The sequence below is a fragment of the Spectribacter acetivorans genome (assembly GCF_031846305.1).
Classification (GTDB): Bacteria; Pseudomonadota; Gammaproteobacteria; order Nevskiales; family Salinisphaeraceae; genus Spectribacter; species Spectribacter acetivorans.
Window position 1 is genome coordinate 1 of sequence record NZ_JAVRHY010000001.1, and the last position, 14,211, is coordinate 14,211.

The 14,211-nt window shown below is 64.7% G+C and carries 12 protein-coding genes; 9 read left to right on the forward strand and 3 right to left on the reverse strand.

The window, feature by feature from the left end; translation table 11 throughout:
- Positions 1-163: 163 nt before the first annotated feature.
- Positions 164-2,125 carry a YjbH domain-containing protein gene (locus RM531_RS00005; protein WP_311656323.1) on the forward strand — a complete coding sequence of 654 codons (1,962 nt, stop codon included), beginning with the start codon at positions 164-166 and terminating at the stop codon, positions 2,123-2,125.
- A 626-nt stretch (positions 2,126-2,751) separates the two neighbouring features.
- On the forward strand, positions 2,752-3,729 hold the full coding sequence (locus tag RM531_RS00010) for an IS110 family RNA-guided transposase (RefSeq protein WP_311656325.1): 978 nt from the start codon (positions 2,752-2,754) through the stop codon (positions 3,727-3,729).
- Positions 3,730-3,881: 152 nt separating this feature from the next.
- Here the strand turns inward: RM531_RS00010 and RM531_RS00015 are convergent, their stop codons facing one another.
- Positions 3,882-5,030: an OmpA family protein gene (locus tag RM531_RS00015; protein ID WP_311656327.1), complete on the reverse strand. Its 1,149-nt coding sequence runs from the start codon at positions 5,028-5,030 to the stop codon at positions 3,882-3,884.
- A gap of 195 nt (positions 5,031-5,225) precedes the next feature.
- On the reverse strand, positions 5,226-6,350 hold the full coding sequence (locus tag RM531_RS00020) for an OmpA family protein (RefSeq protein ID WP_311656328.1): 1,125 nt from the start codon (positions 6,348-6,350) through the stop codon (positions 5,226-5,228).
- Between the two features lie 306 nt (positions 6,351-6,656).
- Here RM531_RS00020 and prfB point away from each other — a divergent pair.
- Positions 6,657-7,728 (forward strand): peptide chain release factor 2 gene (gene prfB, locus RM531_RS00025; RefSeq protein ID WP_349255367.1). Its coding sequence is split into 2 segments (ribosomal slippage): positions 6,657-6,701 and positions 6,703-7,728, totalling 1,071 coding nucleotides; the frame shifts between segments, so codons are not numbered across the junction.
- Positions 7,729-7,749: 21 nt separating this feature from the next.
- Entirely contained in the window at positions 7,750-9,264 is a 1,515-nt protein-coding gene (gene lysS, locus RM531_RS00030) for a lysine--tRNA ligase (protein WP_311656330.1), read from the forward strand.
- A 251-nt stretch (positions 9,265-9,515) separates the two neighbouring features.
- Here lysS and ygfZ read toward each other — a convergent pair whose 3' ends face one another.
- Positions 9,516-10,475, reverse strand: coding sequence for a CAF17-like 4Fe-4S cluster assembly/insertion protein YgfZ (gene ygfZ, locus RM531_RS00035; RefSeq protein WP_311656332.1), 960 nt, complete (start codon positions 10,473-10,475; stop codon positions 9,516-9,518).
- Between the two features lie 46 nt (positions 10,476-10,521).
- On the opposite strand from ygfZ, the gene RM531_RS00040 reads away from it, so the two are divergent.
- The 5 genes from RM531_RS00040 to RM531_RS00060 all read left to right on the forward strand — a co-directional run bounded on the left by RM531_RS00040 (position 10,522) and on the right by RM531_RS00060 (position 14,211).
- Positions 10,522-10,665 (forward strand): DUF1674 domain-containing protein, encoded by a 144-nt coding sequence (locus tag RM531_RS00040; RefSeq protein WP_311656333.1) that lies wholly within the window; start codon positions 10,522-10,524, stop codon positions 10,663-10,665.
- Positions 10,666-10,689: 24 nt separating this feature from the next.
- On the forward strand, positions 10,690-11,067 hold the full coding sequence (gene sdhC / locus RM531_RS00045; protein ID WP_311656335.1) for a succinate dehydrogenase, cytochrome b556 subunit: 378 nt from the start codon (positions 10,690-10,692) through the stop codon (positions 11,065-11,067).
- Positions 11,068-11,165: 98 nt separating this feature from the next.
- Positions 11,166-11,555 (forward strand): succinate dehydrogenase, hydrophobic membrane anchor protein, encoded by a 390-nt coding sequence (sdhD, locus tag RM531_RS00050; protein ID WP_311656337.1) that lies wholly within the window; start codon positions 11,166-11,168, stop codon positions 11,553-11,555.
- Positions 11,552-13,339, forward strand: a complete 1,788-nt coding sequence (gene sdhA, locus RM531_RS00055) for a succinate dehydrogenase flavoprotein subunit (protein ID WP_311656338.1) — start codon at positions 11,552-11,554, stop codon at positions 13,337-13,339. The genes sdhD and sdhA overlap by 4 nt, the downstream gene beginning before the upstream one ends.
- Positions 13,340-13,431: 92 nt before the next feature.
- Positions 13,432-14,211 carry a succinate dehydrogenase iron-sulfur subunit gene (locus RM531_RS00060; RefSeq protein WP_311656339.1) on the forward strand — a complete coding sequence of 260 codons (780 nt, stop codon included), beginning with the start codon at positions 13,432-13,434 and terminating at the stop codon, positions 14,209-14,211.

Here is a 14,211-nt window from a genome sequence, read left to right on the forward strand (position 1 = left end):
ATTCATGCCGCCAGGTCGCGATGGCAGGGGCCGGTTTGTGGTGTTAGGCGTGATGAATCACGCCCTACGGTCCGGACGTGTAGGGCGGCATTCATGCCGCCATGTCGAGACGATGGAAGCGTATTGAAGCAATGAAAAGGCCGATCGCATGAGTTTCCGATGCGTGCCGCGATGGGTTATCGCGGCTTTGCTGCTGGTGCCGATGACGGCGGCAGCCGATGGCTGGATGAGCTTCCAGGGCCAGACCGGGCTGATCACGGTGCCCGATGCGGGCCTGCTGGAGGCTGAGGAAGTCGTTATGCACGCCAATAACGACTTCGTGTCGGAGGGACGCGATCTGGATCGCGCCAGCAATTACGTACTGGGCTACGCACCGTTGCCGTTCGTGGAACTCAGCGGCCGGGTCTTGACCAATTACAACGCCAACGGCCGCCGCACGCGTAATGACTTGTCCGGCAACATCAAGCTGCGGCCACTGGACACGGAATATCTCGATTTTGCCGTCGGCCTGCAGGATTTCGCGGGCGATGCCCAGCAGGTAGAGGCTCGATACGCGGTGGCAACGGGGCATCTCGGCCCGCTGGATGTGACGCTGGGTTATGGCGACGGGCCGGACAGGCTGACATCGGAATTCGGCGGGTTGGCCTGGAATATCGGCAACTGGGGCCGCGTGGTGGCCGATTACGACGGCGAGTTCGTGCGCGCCGGGCTGGGCGCCCGGTATCAATTCTCCGACCGCGGCATGGTGGCGCTGTCGACCAAGCTCTACAGCGAGGACGACCGCGAGGATTTCGCGGCCGGGCTGTCGCTGCGCTTTGCGTTCGGCAAGTCACCAGCGCCCATTTCGGGGCCGGTGCAGCATGCCTCGCCGGCACCGGCACCCGCTGCGGCTAGTGAGGCGCCATCTGCTAGCCCGCTCACGGCGGATCAGGCCAGCCGTGTGGCTGACCAGCTGGCAGCGGCGGGGCTGTCTGATGTTTCGGTAGGCCGGGACGAGGAGGCACGCGTGATCGTGCAATTCGAAAACCGGCGTTTCCTGCACAATCATCTGGACGGGTATCAGGTGGTGCGGGACGTGTTGCGCCGGACCGGCCTCCAGCCCGAGGGCTGGGCGTTGTTCGAGCAGCGCAATGGGGTTCCGCGCTCGGCGGTGTTGCTGGACGAGAACGCCAATGCGCGCCGCATCGCCTGGGGCTCGGATGACCCGGCCGGCGTTGACTGGCTGGCGGAATCGGCCAGCCCGGCGATCGGTGCCGAACTGCGTCTGGAGCCGGTGCTGGACAGCGCCACGGCCACCGATTTCGGCGTGTTCGATTATGACGTGGCGCTGCAGTCGTCGCTGCGCCTGATGTTCGGCAGCGGGCTCTCGGCTCATGTCGCAGGGTTGGTGGAAGGTGCTCGCTCGGATTCCTACCGGGATGGCGGCGCATTTGCCGGCCGGCAGCAGGATAGCGGGCTGGATGAGGCGTTCGCCCAGTGGACTCATCGCCCCGTATCAAGCTACCTGGGACAGCTCTCGCTGGGCATCCAGCGCATCGGGCAGGACGACCATAGCGTTATCGATTACGAGGCGTTGCTCCATTCGCCGACCGGACGTCATCAGGTTCATGCGCATCTGGCGCGGTACCAGAACGAGGATGTGTCCGGTCTGGAGGCGCAGGATCTGGCGATCGGCTCTTACCGGTTCTGGTGGTGGGAGCAGGATCTGAGTCTGTCCTTTTCCTACGGTCAGTTCTTCGGTGAAGACCGCGGCGGGCGGGTCATTCTTCGCCGTTACATCGGCGACGTGATTGTTGGTTTGTTCTACCTCCGCGACGAGGATGATCAGCAGTTTGGCGGCCTCTCCGTCAGCCTGCCGTTGACTCCGCGGGTGGGGATGAAGCCCTGGAATGGCGTTACCGTGACCGGTCAGCCGCGCTGGCAGTATTCGACGGGCACCGTGATCGATGGTCCCGGCAATCGCAATGTGCTGCGCCCCGATTTTCTGGTCGAGCCCACCCAGAACTACAACCTGCGGCGCGATTTTCTGGATTCGGACCGGGCGCTACCTGGCCACATGCGTCAGCACTGGCGTGATCGCGTTGGCGCCGATGAGGTGTGGGAGGTTGCACAGCCGGGCCGGTAGGGTGTGGTGTGCTTCATCGCGCCTGTCTGTCATAGCGAGGCGCGAAGCGCCGCGGCTGTACCGTTCGGATGGGGCCCTGAGGCATGACCGAGCCGGAGATCGCCGCGTCAGCCCCGCTGGCGCGGGACTTCCTCGCGATGACAGGGGTGGGGAAAGGCGTCGAATCTGGCAGGCCGAATGAAGTCGGCCCTACGATGAACCTCGCCCGTCGCATCCCTTGGCAGCAGGCTGTAGGGCGTGATTTATCGCGCCTGCCTGTCATAACCAGGCGCGAAGCGCCGTGGCTATGCCGTATGGGTGGGGCACCCTTTTGAGGTGATCCGGCCGGAGGTTGCCGCAGTAGACCCGCTGACGCGGGGCTTCCTCGGGATGAATTGGGTTGCGATGGGAGTCGGACCTGGCAGGCCGAATGAATTCGGCCCTTGTATGTTGATCCTGGTTCCAGGACGCTGGAGCCGGACGGGCCAGATGAGGCTGTTTCGGCCCTTAGGTGGCACCAACCTGTGACGTAGATCAAGCCCCTGGCCCGGCTTTCTGTCGCGCACAGATCGAACGGTATCGAAGACCGCCCGGCAGGCCCGGGCTGAGTCTGGATGAGCAAGGTTGATCGGACAGGAGGTGATGCCATGACAACCGAGGCAGTGTTGGGCATCGATGTCGCCAAGCAGGATCTGCATGTGGCGCTGTTACGCGCCGACGGCAAACGCAAGCACAAACGGTTTACCAACAGCCCGGCGGGTTTCGGGCAACTGGCCGACTGGCTGGCCGAGCGCGGGGTTGCCACGGTTCATGCCTGCCTGGAGGCCACCGGCGGCCATGAGCAGGCCGTGGCCACGTATCTCTACGAGGCCGGCCATGTGGTGAGTGTGATCAATCCCGCGCAGGTGGCCAAATATGCCCAGAGCCTGCTGAGTCGCAACAAGACCGACCGGGCCGATGCCAGCGTGATCGCCCGGTTTGCCGCCACCCAGGCGCCCGAGCCCTGGGCCCCGCCGCCGGTGGAAGTGCGCCAGCTCCAGGCCCTGGTCCGGCGACTGGTCGCGGTCCAGACCATGCGTGACGAGGAAAACAACCGGCGCGCCAGTCCCGCGCTGCCCGACGCCGTCGCGCAGTCCATCACACAGGTCCAGGCCGAACTCGAGCGCGAGATCGCGCGCCTCAGGCGTGAGATCGACACCCACATCAACAATCACCCGCACCTGCGCGAGCAACAGGACCTGCTGGCCACCATCCCCGGCATCGGGGTGGCCACCGCCCAGCGGCTTATCGCCGAAATCGGGTCGTTGACGCGCTATACCGGCGCCCGCCAACTGGCTGCGGCCGCTGGCTTAACGCCCCGTCAGCACCGCTCCGGACGCAGCGTGTGCGGGCCCAGTCGCTTGAGCAAGACCGGTAACGCCCATCTGCGGCAGGCCTTGTACTTCCCTGCCATCGTGGCCTGGACCCATAACCCGGTCATCCGAACCTTCTGCGACCGCCTGCGCCACCAGGGCAAGCCCAAAATGAGCGTGCTCGCCGCCGCCATGCGAAAACTGCTGCACATCGTCTTCGGGGTGCTCAAACACCGGCAGCCCTTCAATCCCGATATCCCGCAAACCGCTTGACGGGTAAGACGGTATCTACCGGTAGCTGGTTCCACTTATCCACCGGCCTTTATAGCGTCGCGTCCTGCGCGTGGGTAGATTCCAGGGTAGACACAAAAAAAGCCCCGGCAATGCCGGGGCTTTGAATCGTCTTTGTCCGCTGATGCGAGCGGTTATTCGTCTTCGACGTGCAGTTCCACGCGTCGGTTTTCCGCACGGCCAGCCGGATTGTCGGAACCATCCGGGTTGGTATTCGGGGCGACCGGGCGGGTCTCACCGAAACCGCGGGTGGTCAGGCGGTTTGCGTCGATACCGTACTGGACCAGATAGGCCTTCACGGAATCCGCACGCTCCTGCGACAGCTCGAGGTTGTACTGGGCGCCGCCGACGCTATCGGTATGGCCTTCCACGCGGACCTCGATCTGGTCAGCAGCCTGCAGCGCGTTAACCACGTTATCGAGACGATCTTCCGCCTGGGTGGTCAGCGTTGCCGAGTTGAACTCGAAAGTCACGCCGCGCAGGACGATCGGCTCGTCCTTCTCGATCGGGCAGCCGGTGCCGTCGACTTCAGTGCCGGGCGGTGTGCTCGGGCACTCGTCCTTGGCATCGATTACGCCGTCGCCGTCGCTGTCCGAGGGGCCGGTCTGCACGGGCGCCGGGACAGGCGTGGGCGCAGACTGCGGTTCCGGCTTGTTGGGGTTGGGGCCGAGCGGGATCTGAAGGCCGAGCTGGACAATATGGCCTTCGAACTCGACATTGCCGGGCACGTCATCCACATCCGACTGGCGGTAACGATACTCGCCGCGGATCGAGAAGCCGTAGTTGTCCGGAATACCCAGCGCGTTCAGCGGCAGGATGAAGCCGAGACCCAGGTCGAAGAAGTCACCGTCCTGGTCACCATCCAGAGCCGGATTGCCGGTGAATTCAAACTCATAATCACCCATGCCGACGCTGGCCAGGCCATAAACCGGCGCGTCGTCGGGAATCGGGAAGTAGAGGCCGCTCAGGCCGTACTCCAGCATCTCGACGTCGCCGGTGAAGACATTCGGGCCCTCGAAATCGACATCGCCGAAAAAGGAGCCAAACAGTTCCACTGAGAAGTACTTGTTGATCGGCTTGCCGAAGCTCAGGTGTACGCCACCGGCGTTGTCCGGATCGAGCTGCTGGGTGCCGTCGTCGTCGATAAACGTCCAGCTCGCCATCGGGGCGAGGTAGAAGCGGTCATCGAAGACCTTTTCGTCTTCCTGAGCCAGGGCTGCGCTGGTCCATGCGCTGGAGATTGCCAGCGCGCCAGCCAGCACGATGCTGTGTTTACGGTTCATCTTGATCACTCCCCGAGTAGGCAGTTTGTTGGCCTTCCATGCTTGCTTGCCGGCAACGCTAAAAGGCTAACCCCAGCCTGATTTTTACCACTGTTCCCACCTGGTACGCAATCGCGGGAACACGAGTCCTTCAAATACACCGCCCCCGGCCGACATGAATTCGACCGGGGGCGAAAAATGCGCCGGTGCTGCTGCCTAATCGGCTACATGCAACTCCACGCGACGGTTCTCGGCGCGACCGGCATCGGTCTCGTTCGAGGCCACCGGCTTGCTCTCACCGAAGCCTTCCGTGGTCATGCGGCCCGGCTCGATTCCGTGCTCGACCAGGTAGCGCTTCACGGAATCGGCGCGATCCTGCGACAGTTCCTGGTTATAGGCGTTGTCGCCAATGCTGTCCGTGTGGCCTTCGACGCGAACGTCGATGTCCTCCGCGGTCATCAACGCGTTGACCACGTTGTCGAGCCGGTTCTCGGCGTCGGCGGTGAGCCGATCCGAGTTGAACTCGAAGGTCACGCCTTTCAGCACGATGGGCTCGTCCTTCTCGACCGGGCAACCGCTGGCGTCGACTTCGGTGCCCACTGGCGTGCCGGGGCATTCGTCGTTGTCGTCGTTGACGCCGTCGTTATCGCTGTCAGCCGGGGGCGGGGGTGGGGGAGCCGGCGCGGGAGCCGGTTCGGGCCCGGGTTCTGCGGGCGGCGCGCCCAGCGGGATGGACAGGCCGACCGATGCAATCTTGTCGGTGAACGACAGGTCATCAGTGCCGCTGATTTCCACGTCGACGCTGCGCACGCGGTATTCAGCGCGCAGAGACACGCCGTAGCCGAAGTCCAGCAGATCCGGAATCGGCAGGAGGAAACCGCCACCGAACTCGTAGAAGTTGCCGTCACCGTCGTCCAGCGTGGCGCCGCCGACCATGCCATCGAAGGAATAGTCGCCGGTACCAGCACCGCCCATCAGGAAGAACGGGAAGAAATCCCGATAGGGGAAGATCAGGCCGCTCACGCCGTAGGCGTCGATGTCGGCTTCGCCGCCGTTGCTGTTGAGGTCTTCCACGCCGCTGAAGCCGGAGGCGAACACTTCCAATGCGAACATCTTGCTCAGCGTCTTGCCGATGGCGATGGTGTAGCCGTCGGTTTCGTCGAAGTCCACCTCGTTGCCGTTGTTGAACGAGGCGTCGTCGAAGTCGCCGAAGCTGTACATCGGCGCCACATAGAAGCGCTTGTCGACTGTATTGTCTTCATTCTGGGCGCTCGCGGTGGCGGACACACCGAACGCCAGCGCCGCCAGCAACGCTGGCCCTGTCGCAAATGTTAGTCGCATCGTCGTTCTCTCCCTGCAATAGCGGTGGCGGGCTTGTTTGGCCCCCTGGACTCATCGCCTCGGCTCGCGCCGGGCATCGCACCCCGCCGCATTATGGGCCGCTTCGGGTGCGGGGGCAATGATGACGCGTTCCCGGCGCGCGCACGAGCCGCGATGCCGGACGAAGCCCGGCATTCGCCATGTTGTCCCGTTGCGACGAAACTGTAATCATCCGCGGCCCTCGACCCGGCCGGCGGCCGGCAATGAGATGCGCACGACCAAGGAAAAATCGTGGAATCGATCGAACCCGCACACCTGGAATCACGCATGGATGCCCTGCGGTCGCGCGTCAGCGACCTGCGGGGCTATCTTTGACTACGCTGAGCGCAAGGAACGCCTCGAGGAAATCGAGGGTGAGCTGGCGCAGGGCGAAATCTGGGTAGAAGACCCGGATCGCGCGCAGAACCTGGGCAAGGAAAAGGCCCGGGTGGAGGACATCATCCGCCCGCTGGAGAAGGCCGATCACAGCCTGGCCGAATCCGCCGAGCTTCTGACCCTGGCCGCTGACGAGGACGATGCCAGCGTGCTGGCCGATATCGGTAGCGAGCTGGAAAAGGTCGAGGCGCTGGTCAAGCAGCTGGAATTCGCCCGGATGTTTTCCGGCGAGGCCGACGAGCGCAACGCCTTTGTGGATATCCAGGCCGGGTCCGGCGGCACCGAAGCCCAGGACTGGGCGGATATGTTGCTGCGCATGTACCTGCGCTGGTGCGAGCGACGCGGTTTCACCACGGAAATCCTGGAAGCCTCGGCCGGTGATGTGGCGGGACTCAAGAGCGCCTCCGTGCGGGTGGAAGGCCCCCACGCCTACGGCTGGCTGCGCACCGAAACCGGCGTGCACCGGCTGGTTCGCAAGTCGCCGTTCGATTCCGGCGCCCGGCGGCATACCTCGTTCGCGGCCGTGTTCGTGTCGCCGGAGATCGACGACGACATCGACATCCAGATCGATCCATCGGACCTGCGGGTCGACGTCTACCGGGCCAGCGGCGCGGGCGGCCAGCATGTCAACCGCACGGAATCGGCGGTGCGCATCACCCATCTGCCCACCAACATCGTGGTGCAGTGCCAGAACAGCCGTTCCCAGCACGCCAACCGGGCCACGGCCATGGCCCAGTTGCAGTCCAAGCTGTACGAGCGTGAACTGGCCGAACGCAAGGAAGTGGCCGAGGCCACCGAGGCCGGCAAGGCCGATATCGGCTGGGGCAGCCAGATTCGTTCGTATGTGCTGGATCAGTCCCGCATCAAGGATCTGCGCACCGGGCACGAAGTGGGGAATACCCAGGCAGTGCTCGACGGCGACCTGGACGGGTTCATCGAGGAAAGCCTGAAGCAGGGCATCTGACACGGTTGATACGGCAGCAGCATGAGCAGTGATAACGCGAATAATCAGAATCCGGATGATTCCGGCGATGAACACCGGCTGATCGCAGCCCGGCGGGACAAGCTAACCGCCTGGCGCGAGACTGGCGGGGCGTTTCCCAACGATTTCCGGCCTGCAAACCAGGCCGGGCCGCTGGCGGAGGCGTTCGGCGAGGCCGGGGACGAGGCGCTGGAATCCGCCGAATCGGTCACCGTGGCCGGGCGTCTGATGGCAAAACGGGTGATGGGCAAGGCCAGCTTCGCGCAGTTGCAGGACGGCAGCGGCCGGATTCAGTTATTCGTGCAGCGGGATGCCATTGGCGAAGAGGCCTATCGCGCCTTCAAGGCCATGGATGTGGGCGACATCCTGGGCGCGGCCGGTCAGTTGATGCGTACCCGCACCGGCGAGCTGTCGATCCGCGTGGACGAACTGCGGCTGCTGACCAAGTCGCTGCGGCCCCTGCCCGAAAAGTGGCACGGCCTGTCCGATACCGAAGCGCGCTACCGTCAGCGGTATCTGGATCTGATCATGCATCCGGAATCGCGGGCGGTGTTCACGCTGCGCAGCCGGCTGATGCGGCAGGTGCGAGGTTACTTCGACGAGGCCGGCTTCGCCGAGGTGGAAACGCCCATGCTGCAGGCGATCCCCGGCGGTGCTGCCGCGCGGCCATTCGTGACGCACTACAACGCGCTGGATCACGATTTCTATCTGCGCATCGCCCCGGAGTTGTTTCTCAAGCGGCTGGTGGTGGGCGGCATGGACCGCGTCTACGAACTCAACCGCAATTTCCGCAACGAGGGGGTGTCCACGCGGCACAATCCCGAGTTCACCATGCTCGAGTTCTACCAGGCCTATGCCGATCACGAGGATCTGATGCGCCTGATCGAGGGGCTGATCGAGCGCCTGGCCGTCGAACTGCTGGGCAGCGCGCAGATCGAGTATCAGGGCGAAGCCATCAACCTGGCCGGTCCGTACCGCCGGTTACCGCTGGCCGAGGCCATTGTCGAGTTCAATCCGGACATCCAGCGCGCGGACCTGGACGACGACGCCTGCCTTGATCGTCTATGCCGCGACCACGGCATCACTCCGGAATCCGGCTGGGGTCGCGGCAAGCGCCAGACCGAGCTGTTCGAGAAGACCGTCGAACATCGCCTGCACGAACCCACCTTCATTACCGATTACCCGGCCGAGGTGTCCCCGCTGGCCCGCCGCCGCGATGACGCCCCCGAGCTGACCGAGCGCTTCGAGCTGTTCATCGGTGGCCGGGAAGTGGCGAATGGTTTTTCCGAGCTCAACGACCCGGAAGATCAGGCCGAACGACTGCGCGCCCAGGCCGGGGCCAAGGACGCCGGCGACGACGAGGCGATGTATTACGACGCCGATTACGTGGAGGCGCTGGAATACGGCCTGCCGCCCACCGCCGGCGCGGGCATCGGCATCGATCGGCTGGTCATGTTCCTGGCCGACCGCGCGGCCATCCGCGACGTGTTGCTGTTCCCGCAGTTGCGGCCGCGGTAGTCGACCTGGGTTTCGTGGCCTGACCTGTCATGGCGAGGCGCGTCAGCGCCGCGGCTATCTCGCCCGGTTGATCCGCTCCGTGGCGTGATCTGGGCAGAGAGATCGCCGCGGCAGCCCCGCTTGCGCGGTCCTGCCTCGCGATGACATCGCCAAAAGTCTTAGCGAGGCGCGGAGCGCCGCGGCTATCTCATCGCCCTTGGCACCGGAGCCGGCTAGCGCCGACGCATCGGACAGGTCGAATTAACTCGGCCCTATGGTGGATCAGTGGCGTAGGGGAGTTCCCGCAACTCCATCGCCTCGCCATTCACCTGTAGTGACTGCTCGGTGGTGGAAAGCTTGAGTACTGCCAGCACCTCATTCCGGCCATTGCCATCGGGTGCCGCATCGAGGATGGTGCCGGCATTCCCGTCATCGGCATCAATAACGGCGTCGCCGGGTCGGCAGGCGGCGGTGGTGGCACCGCGGAACAGCCGGCGCTTGAGCTTGCCCCGGAACTGTAGTCGCGCGACGACTTCCTGGCCGGGATAGCAGCCCTTGTCGAAGTCGAGCCCGTTCAGCCAGTGAAGGTTGAGCATTTGCGGCACGAACAGGGCGCGCGTGGCGGTGTGGATCACGGGCAGCCCGGCCCGGATGCCGGCCAGCCGCCATGCGGCCAGACGCCGGGGGTCGTCAACGCCCGCTGTTTCGGCCTCGGTATCGCGGCGGGCGGCCAGAAGGCATCGGGCCGGGTCGCCGGGCAGGCGTATCGCCAGCCAGCCGTCGTTGTGGGCGACGGCGTTATCCTCCTCCAGCCCCGAAAGGCCGACGTCGTCCAGTGCCCGGGTTGCGCTTTCGAGCGGAAAACCGCGCCGGTCCCAGTTGTCGGGCAGGGCGGCAAGCGTCACCCGGGCGCGCAGTACGAACATCTGCAGGCGCTTGAGGGTTTCGGCGACCAGATCAGCGGCGCAGAGCAGCAGAAAGCGCCCGGGCTCGAGCCGTATTACCTGGAACACGGCCAGTGCGCGGCCCTGGGCATCGCACCAGGCGGCCGGGCGGCTTTGGCCGGCCTTGACGCGGTTGGTGTCGGCCGTGATCTGGGCGTTCAGGAACGAGTTGGCGTCGTCGCCGGCGACCTCGATGGCACCGATATGCGACAGCCGAATCCCGTCGTCGGGCCAGTTTTCGGCGTCGGAAATGGCATCCGCGCCGGGGTTCATCTGTTCTCGAATCATGCCCGTATATTGCCATGCAACATCCCGACCGTTTAAGCTTCCGGCGATGACTGAACCGCGCAAGCCGACTCCACCGCCCGCTGATCGCGAGCCCGAAACCACCCGGCCGCGCGAACTCGGTGGCCGTAAGGGCCCGGAACCGACCCGCTACGGTGACTGGGAAAAGAACGGGCGCTGCATCGACTTCTAACGCGTTTTTCGGGGACCGACACTCATGGCGAATGCCTCCCAGCGGCCCTTGTCGCCGCATCTTCAGATTTACCGACCGCAGCTCACGTCCATACTCTCGATCAGCCACCGGCTGACGGGCGTCGCGCTGGCCGCCGGCACGGCGGTGCTGGCGTTGTGGCTGATCGCCGCGGCTGGCGGGGCCGACACGTTCGCCCTGATCAACGATCATCTCGCCGCCTGGTACGGGCAGGTGCTGATGGTGTTCTGGAGCTTCGCCCTGTTCTACCACCTGTGCAACGGCATTCGGCACCTCGCCTGGGATGCTGGCTGGGGTCTGGATATCCGCACGGCATACCTGACCGGTTACGCGACGGTCGTTGCCGCTGTTCTGCTCACCGCCGGCGCCTGGCTGCTGGTGTGAGCCGCCCGCGGGCCGTGGAGGCGGGCCGCAGGCATCGGAAGACATGACCCGGCGCGTGGGGGCACTGCCGGGCCGCCATTTTCGGAGAGGACGCACGAATGGAACAGATTCGCTCACCGCTGGCGCGCGCCCGCGGGCTGGGGTCGGCCAAACACGGGGTCGGCCACTGGCGGGCGCAACGGCTGTCGGCCGTCGCGCTGGTGCCCCTGACCTTCTGGTTCGTGGCCTCGCTGGCCACGCACACCGGTAGCGGTTACGACGCCGCGATCGCCTGGATCGGCTCGCCGCTGGTGGCGGTGCTGCTTAGCCTGTATCTGGCAGTGGCGTTCTATCACTCGCAGCTGGGGTTGCAGGTGATTGTCGAGGATTACGTGCACGGCGAGGGCCTCAAGATGGTCACCCTCACGTTGCTGCAGTTCATCCATGTGGTGCTGGCTGTGGGATCGATTTTCGCCGTGCTCTGGATTGCCCTGGGAGCCGGCGCATGAGTCAAGCCTACGAAGTGATCGAACATCGGCACGATGTCGTTGTGGTGGGCGCCGGCGGCGCCGGACTGCGCGCCACCCGCGGTCTGGCGCAGGCGGGATTATCCACCGCCTGTGTGACCAAGGTGTTTCCCACCCGCAGCCATACAGTGGCGGCGCAGGGCGGGGTATCCGCCGCGCTCGGCAACATGGGTGACGACGACTGGCGCTGGCACGCCTACGACACCATCAAGGGGTCGGACTGGCTGGGTGATCAGGACGCCATCGAATACATGTGCCGCGAGGCCATCCCGTCGGTAATCGAGCTGGAGCACGACGGCGTGCCGTTCTCCCGCACCGAGGAAGGCAAGATCTACCAGCGGCCGTTCGGCGGCATGACCACGCATTATGGCGAGGGCACGGCGCAGCGCACCTGCGCGGCGGCCGACCGCACCGGCCATGCGATGCTGCATGCGCTCTACCAGCAGGCGCTGAAGTACAAGGCCGATTTCTTCATCGAGTACTTCGCGATCGACCTGATCATGGATGACGAGGGCGTATGCCGCGGTGTCTGGGCCTGGGACCTGTCCGAAGGCACGCTGCACCGCTTCCGCGCCCATCAGGTGATTCTGGCCACCGGTGGCTACGGCCGGACCTATTTCTCCTGCACCTCGGCGCATACCTGCACCGGTGACGGCGGCGGCATGGTGCTGCGCGCCGGGCTGCCGCTGCAGGACATGGAATTCGTGCAGTTCCACCCCACCGGCATCTACGGGGCCGGCTGCCTGATCACCGAGGGCGTGCGCGGCGAGGGTGGCTACCTGACCAACTCGGAAGGCGAGCGCTTCATGGAGCGTTACGCCCCCAACGCCAAGGATCTGGCCAGCCGCGACGTGGTCTCGCGGTCGATGACCATCGAGATCCGTGAAGGCCGCGGCGTAGGGCCCAAGGCCGATCACATCCACCTGCATCTGGAGCATCTGGGTGCCGAGGTGATCAACGAGCGGCTGCCGGGCATCGCCGAAACCGCCCGCATCTTCTCCGGCGTGGACGTGACCCGCGAGCCGATTCCGGTGCTGCCGACCGTGCACTACAACATGGGCGGCATTCCGGCGAATTATCACGGCGAAGTGCTGACCCTGCGCGACGGCGATCCGGACGCCGTGGTGCCCGGCCTGATGGCGGTGGGCGAGGCGGCCTGCGTGTCGGTGCACGGCGCCAACCGCCTGGGCTCGAATTCGCTGCTGGATCTGGTGGTTTTCGGTCGCGCAGTGGCGCACCGCTGTGTCGAGACGATCAAGCCGGGGGCCTCGCACAAGAGCCTGCCGGCGGATGTGGACGACAAGATGCTGTCGCGCTTCGATGCCCTGCGAAATGCCAAGGGCAGCCGGCCGACCGCCGGTATCCGCGACGACATGCAGCACACCATGCAGAACTTCGCCGCGGTCTTCCGGACCGGTGACACGCTCCAGGAAGGCCTGGACAAGATCAAGGACGTGGTGGGCTCGTTCGACGAGATCGACGTGTCCGACCGCTCGCTGGTGTGGAACTCCGATCTGGTGGAAACACTGGAACTGGACAACATGCTCGGTCAGGCGCTAGTGACCATGCGTTCGGCGCACAATCGCCAGGAAAGCCGCGGCGCGCATGCCCGCGAGGATTTCGCGGACCGCGACGACGAGAACTGGATGAAGCACACCCTGGCCTGGCGTGACGGGCAGGATGTGACCATCGATTACCGGCCGGTCCACATGACCACCATGACCGATGACATGGAAGTGATTCCGCCCAAAAAGCGGACGTACTAGATGCGTCAGGCGCAGGTATGAGGTGTACAGCGCGATCGTCGCGTTACTGAAACCGCCTCACACCCTGCGTCTCACGCCGCACGGAGAATTCAATGGCTCAATTCCGTCTTCCCAAGAACTCCCGCATCGGCAAGGGCAAGCATTTCCCGGCGCCGGACGGTGCCACCAATGTCCGGACGTTCAATATCTACCGCTGGGATCCGGACGCCGGCGAAACGCCGCGCATGGATACCTATGATCTGGATCTGGACGACTGTGGCCCGATGGTTCTGGATGCCCTGATCAAGATCAAGAACGAGGTGGACCCCACGCTGACCTTCCGGCGTTCCTGCCGCGAGGGCATCTGCGGTTCCTGCGCGTTCAACATCGACGGCACCAACACGCTGGCCTGCATCAAGGGCATCGACGAGGTGAAGGGGGCGGTCAAGATTTACCCGCTGCCGCACATGCCGGTGGTCAAGGACCTGGTGCCGGATCTGACCCATTTCTACGCGCAGTACGCGTCCATCGAGCCCTGGATCAAGACCGACACCCCGGCGCCGACACGGGAACGACTGCAGACGCCGGAAGACCGCAAGGAACTGGATGGGCTTTACGAATGCATCCTGTGCGCCTGCTGCTCCACGTCCTGCCCCAGCTACTGGTGGAACCCGGACCGCTATCTGGGCCCGGCCGTATTGCTGCAGGCGTATCGCTGGATCGCCGATTCGCGTGATGAGGGCATTGGCGAGCGCCTCGACCAGCTGGAGGATCCGTTCAAGCTGTATCGGTGCCACACCATCATGAACTGCACCAATACCTGTCCCAAGGGCCTGAATCCGGCCAAGGCCATTGCCGAGACCAAGAAGCTGTTGCTGGAACGCCAGGGATAG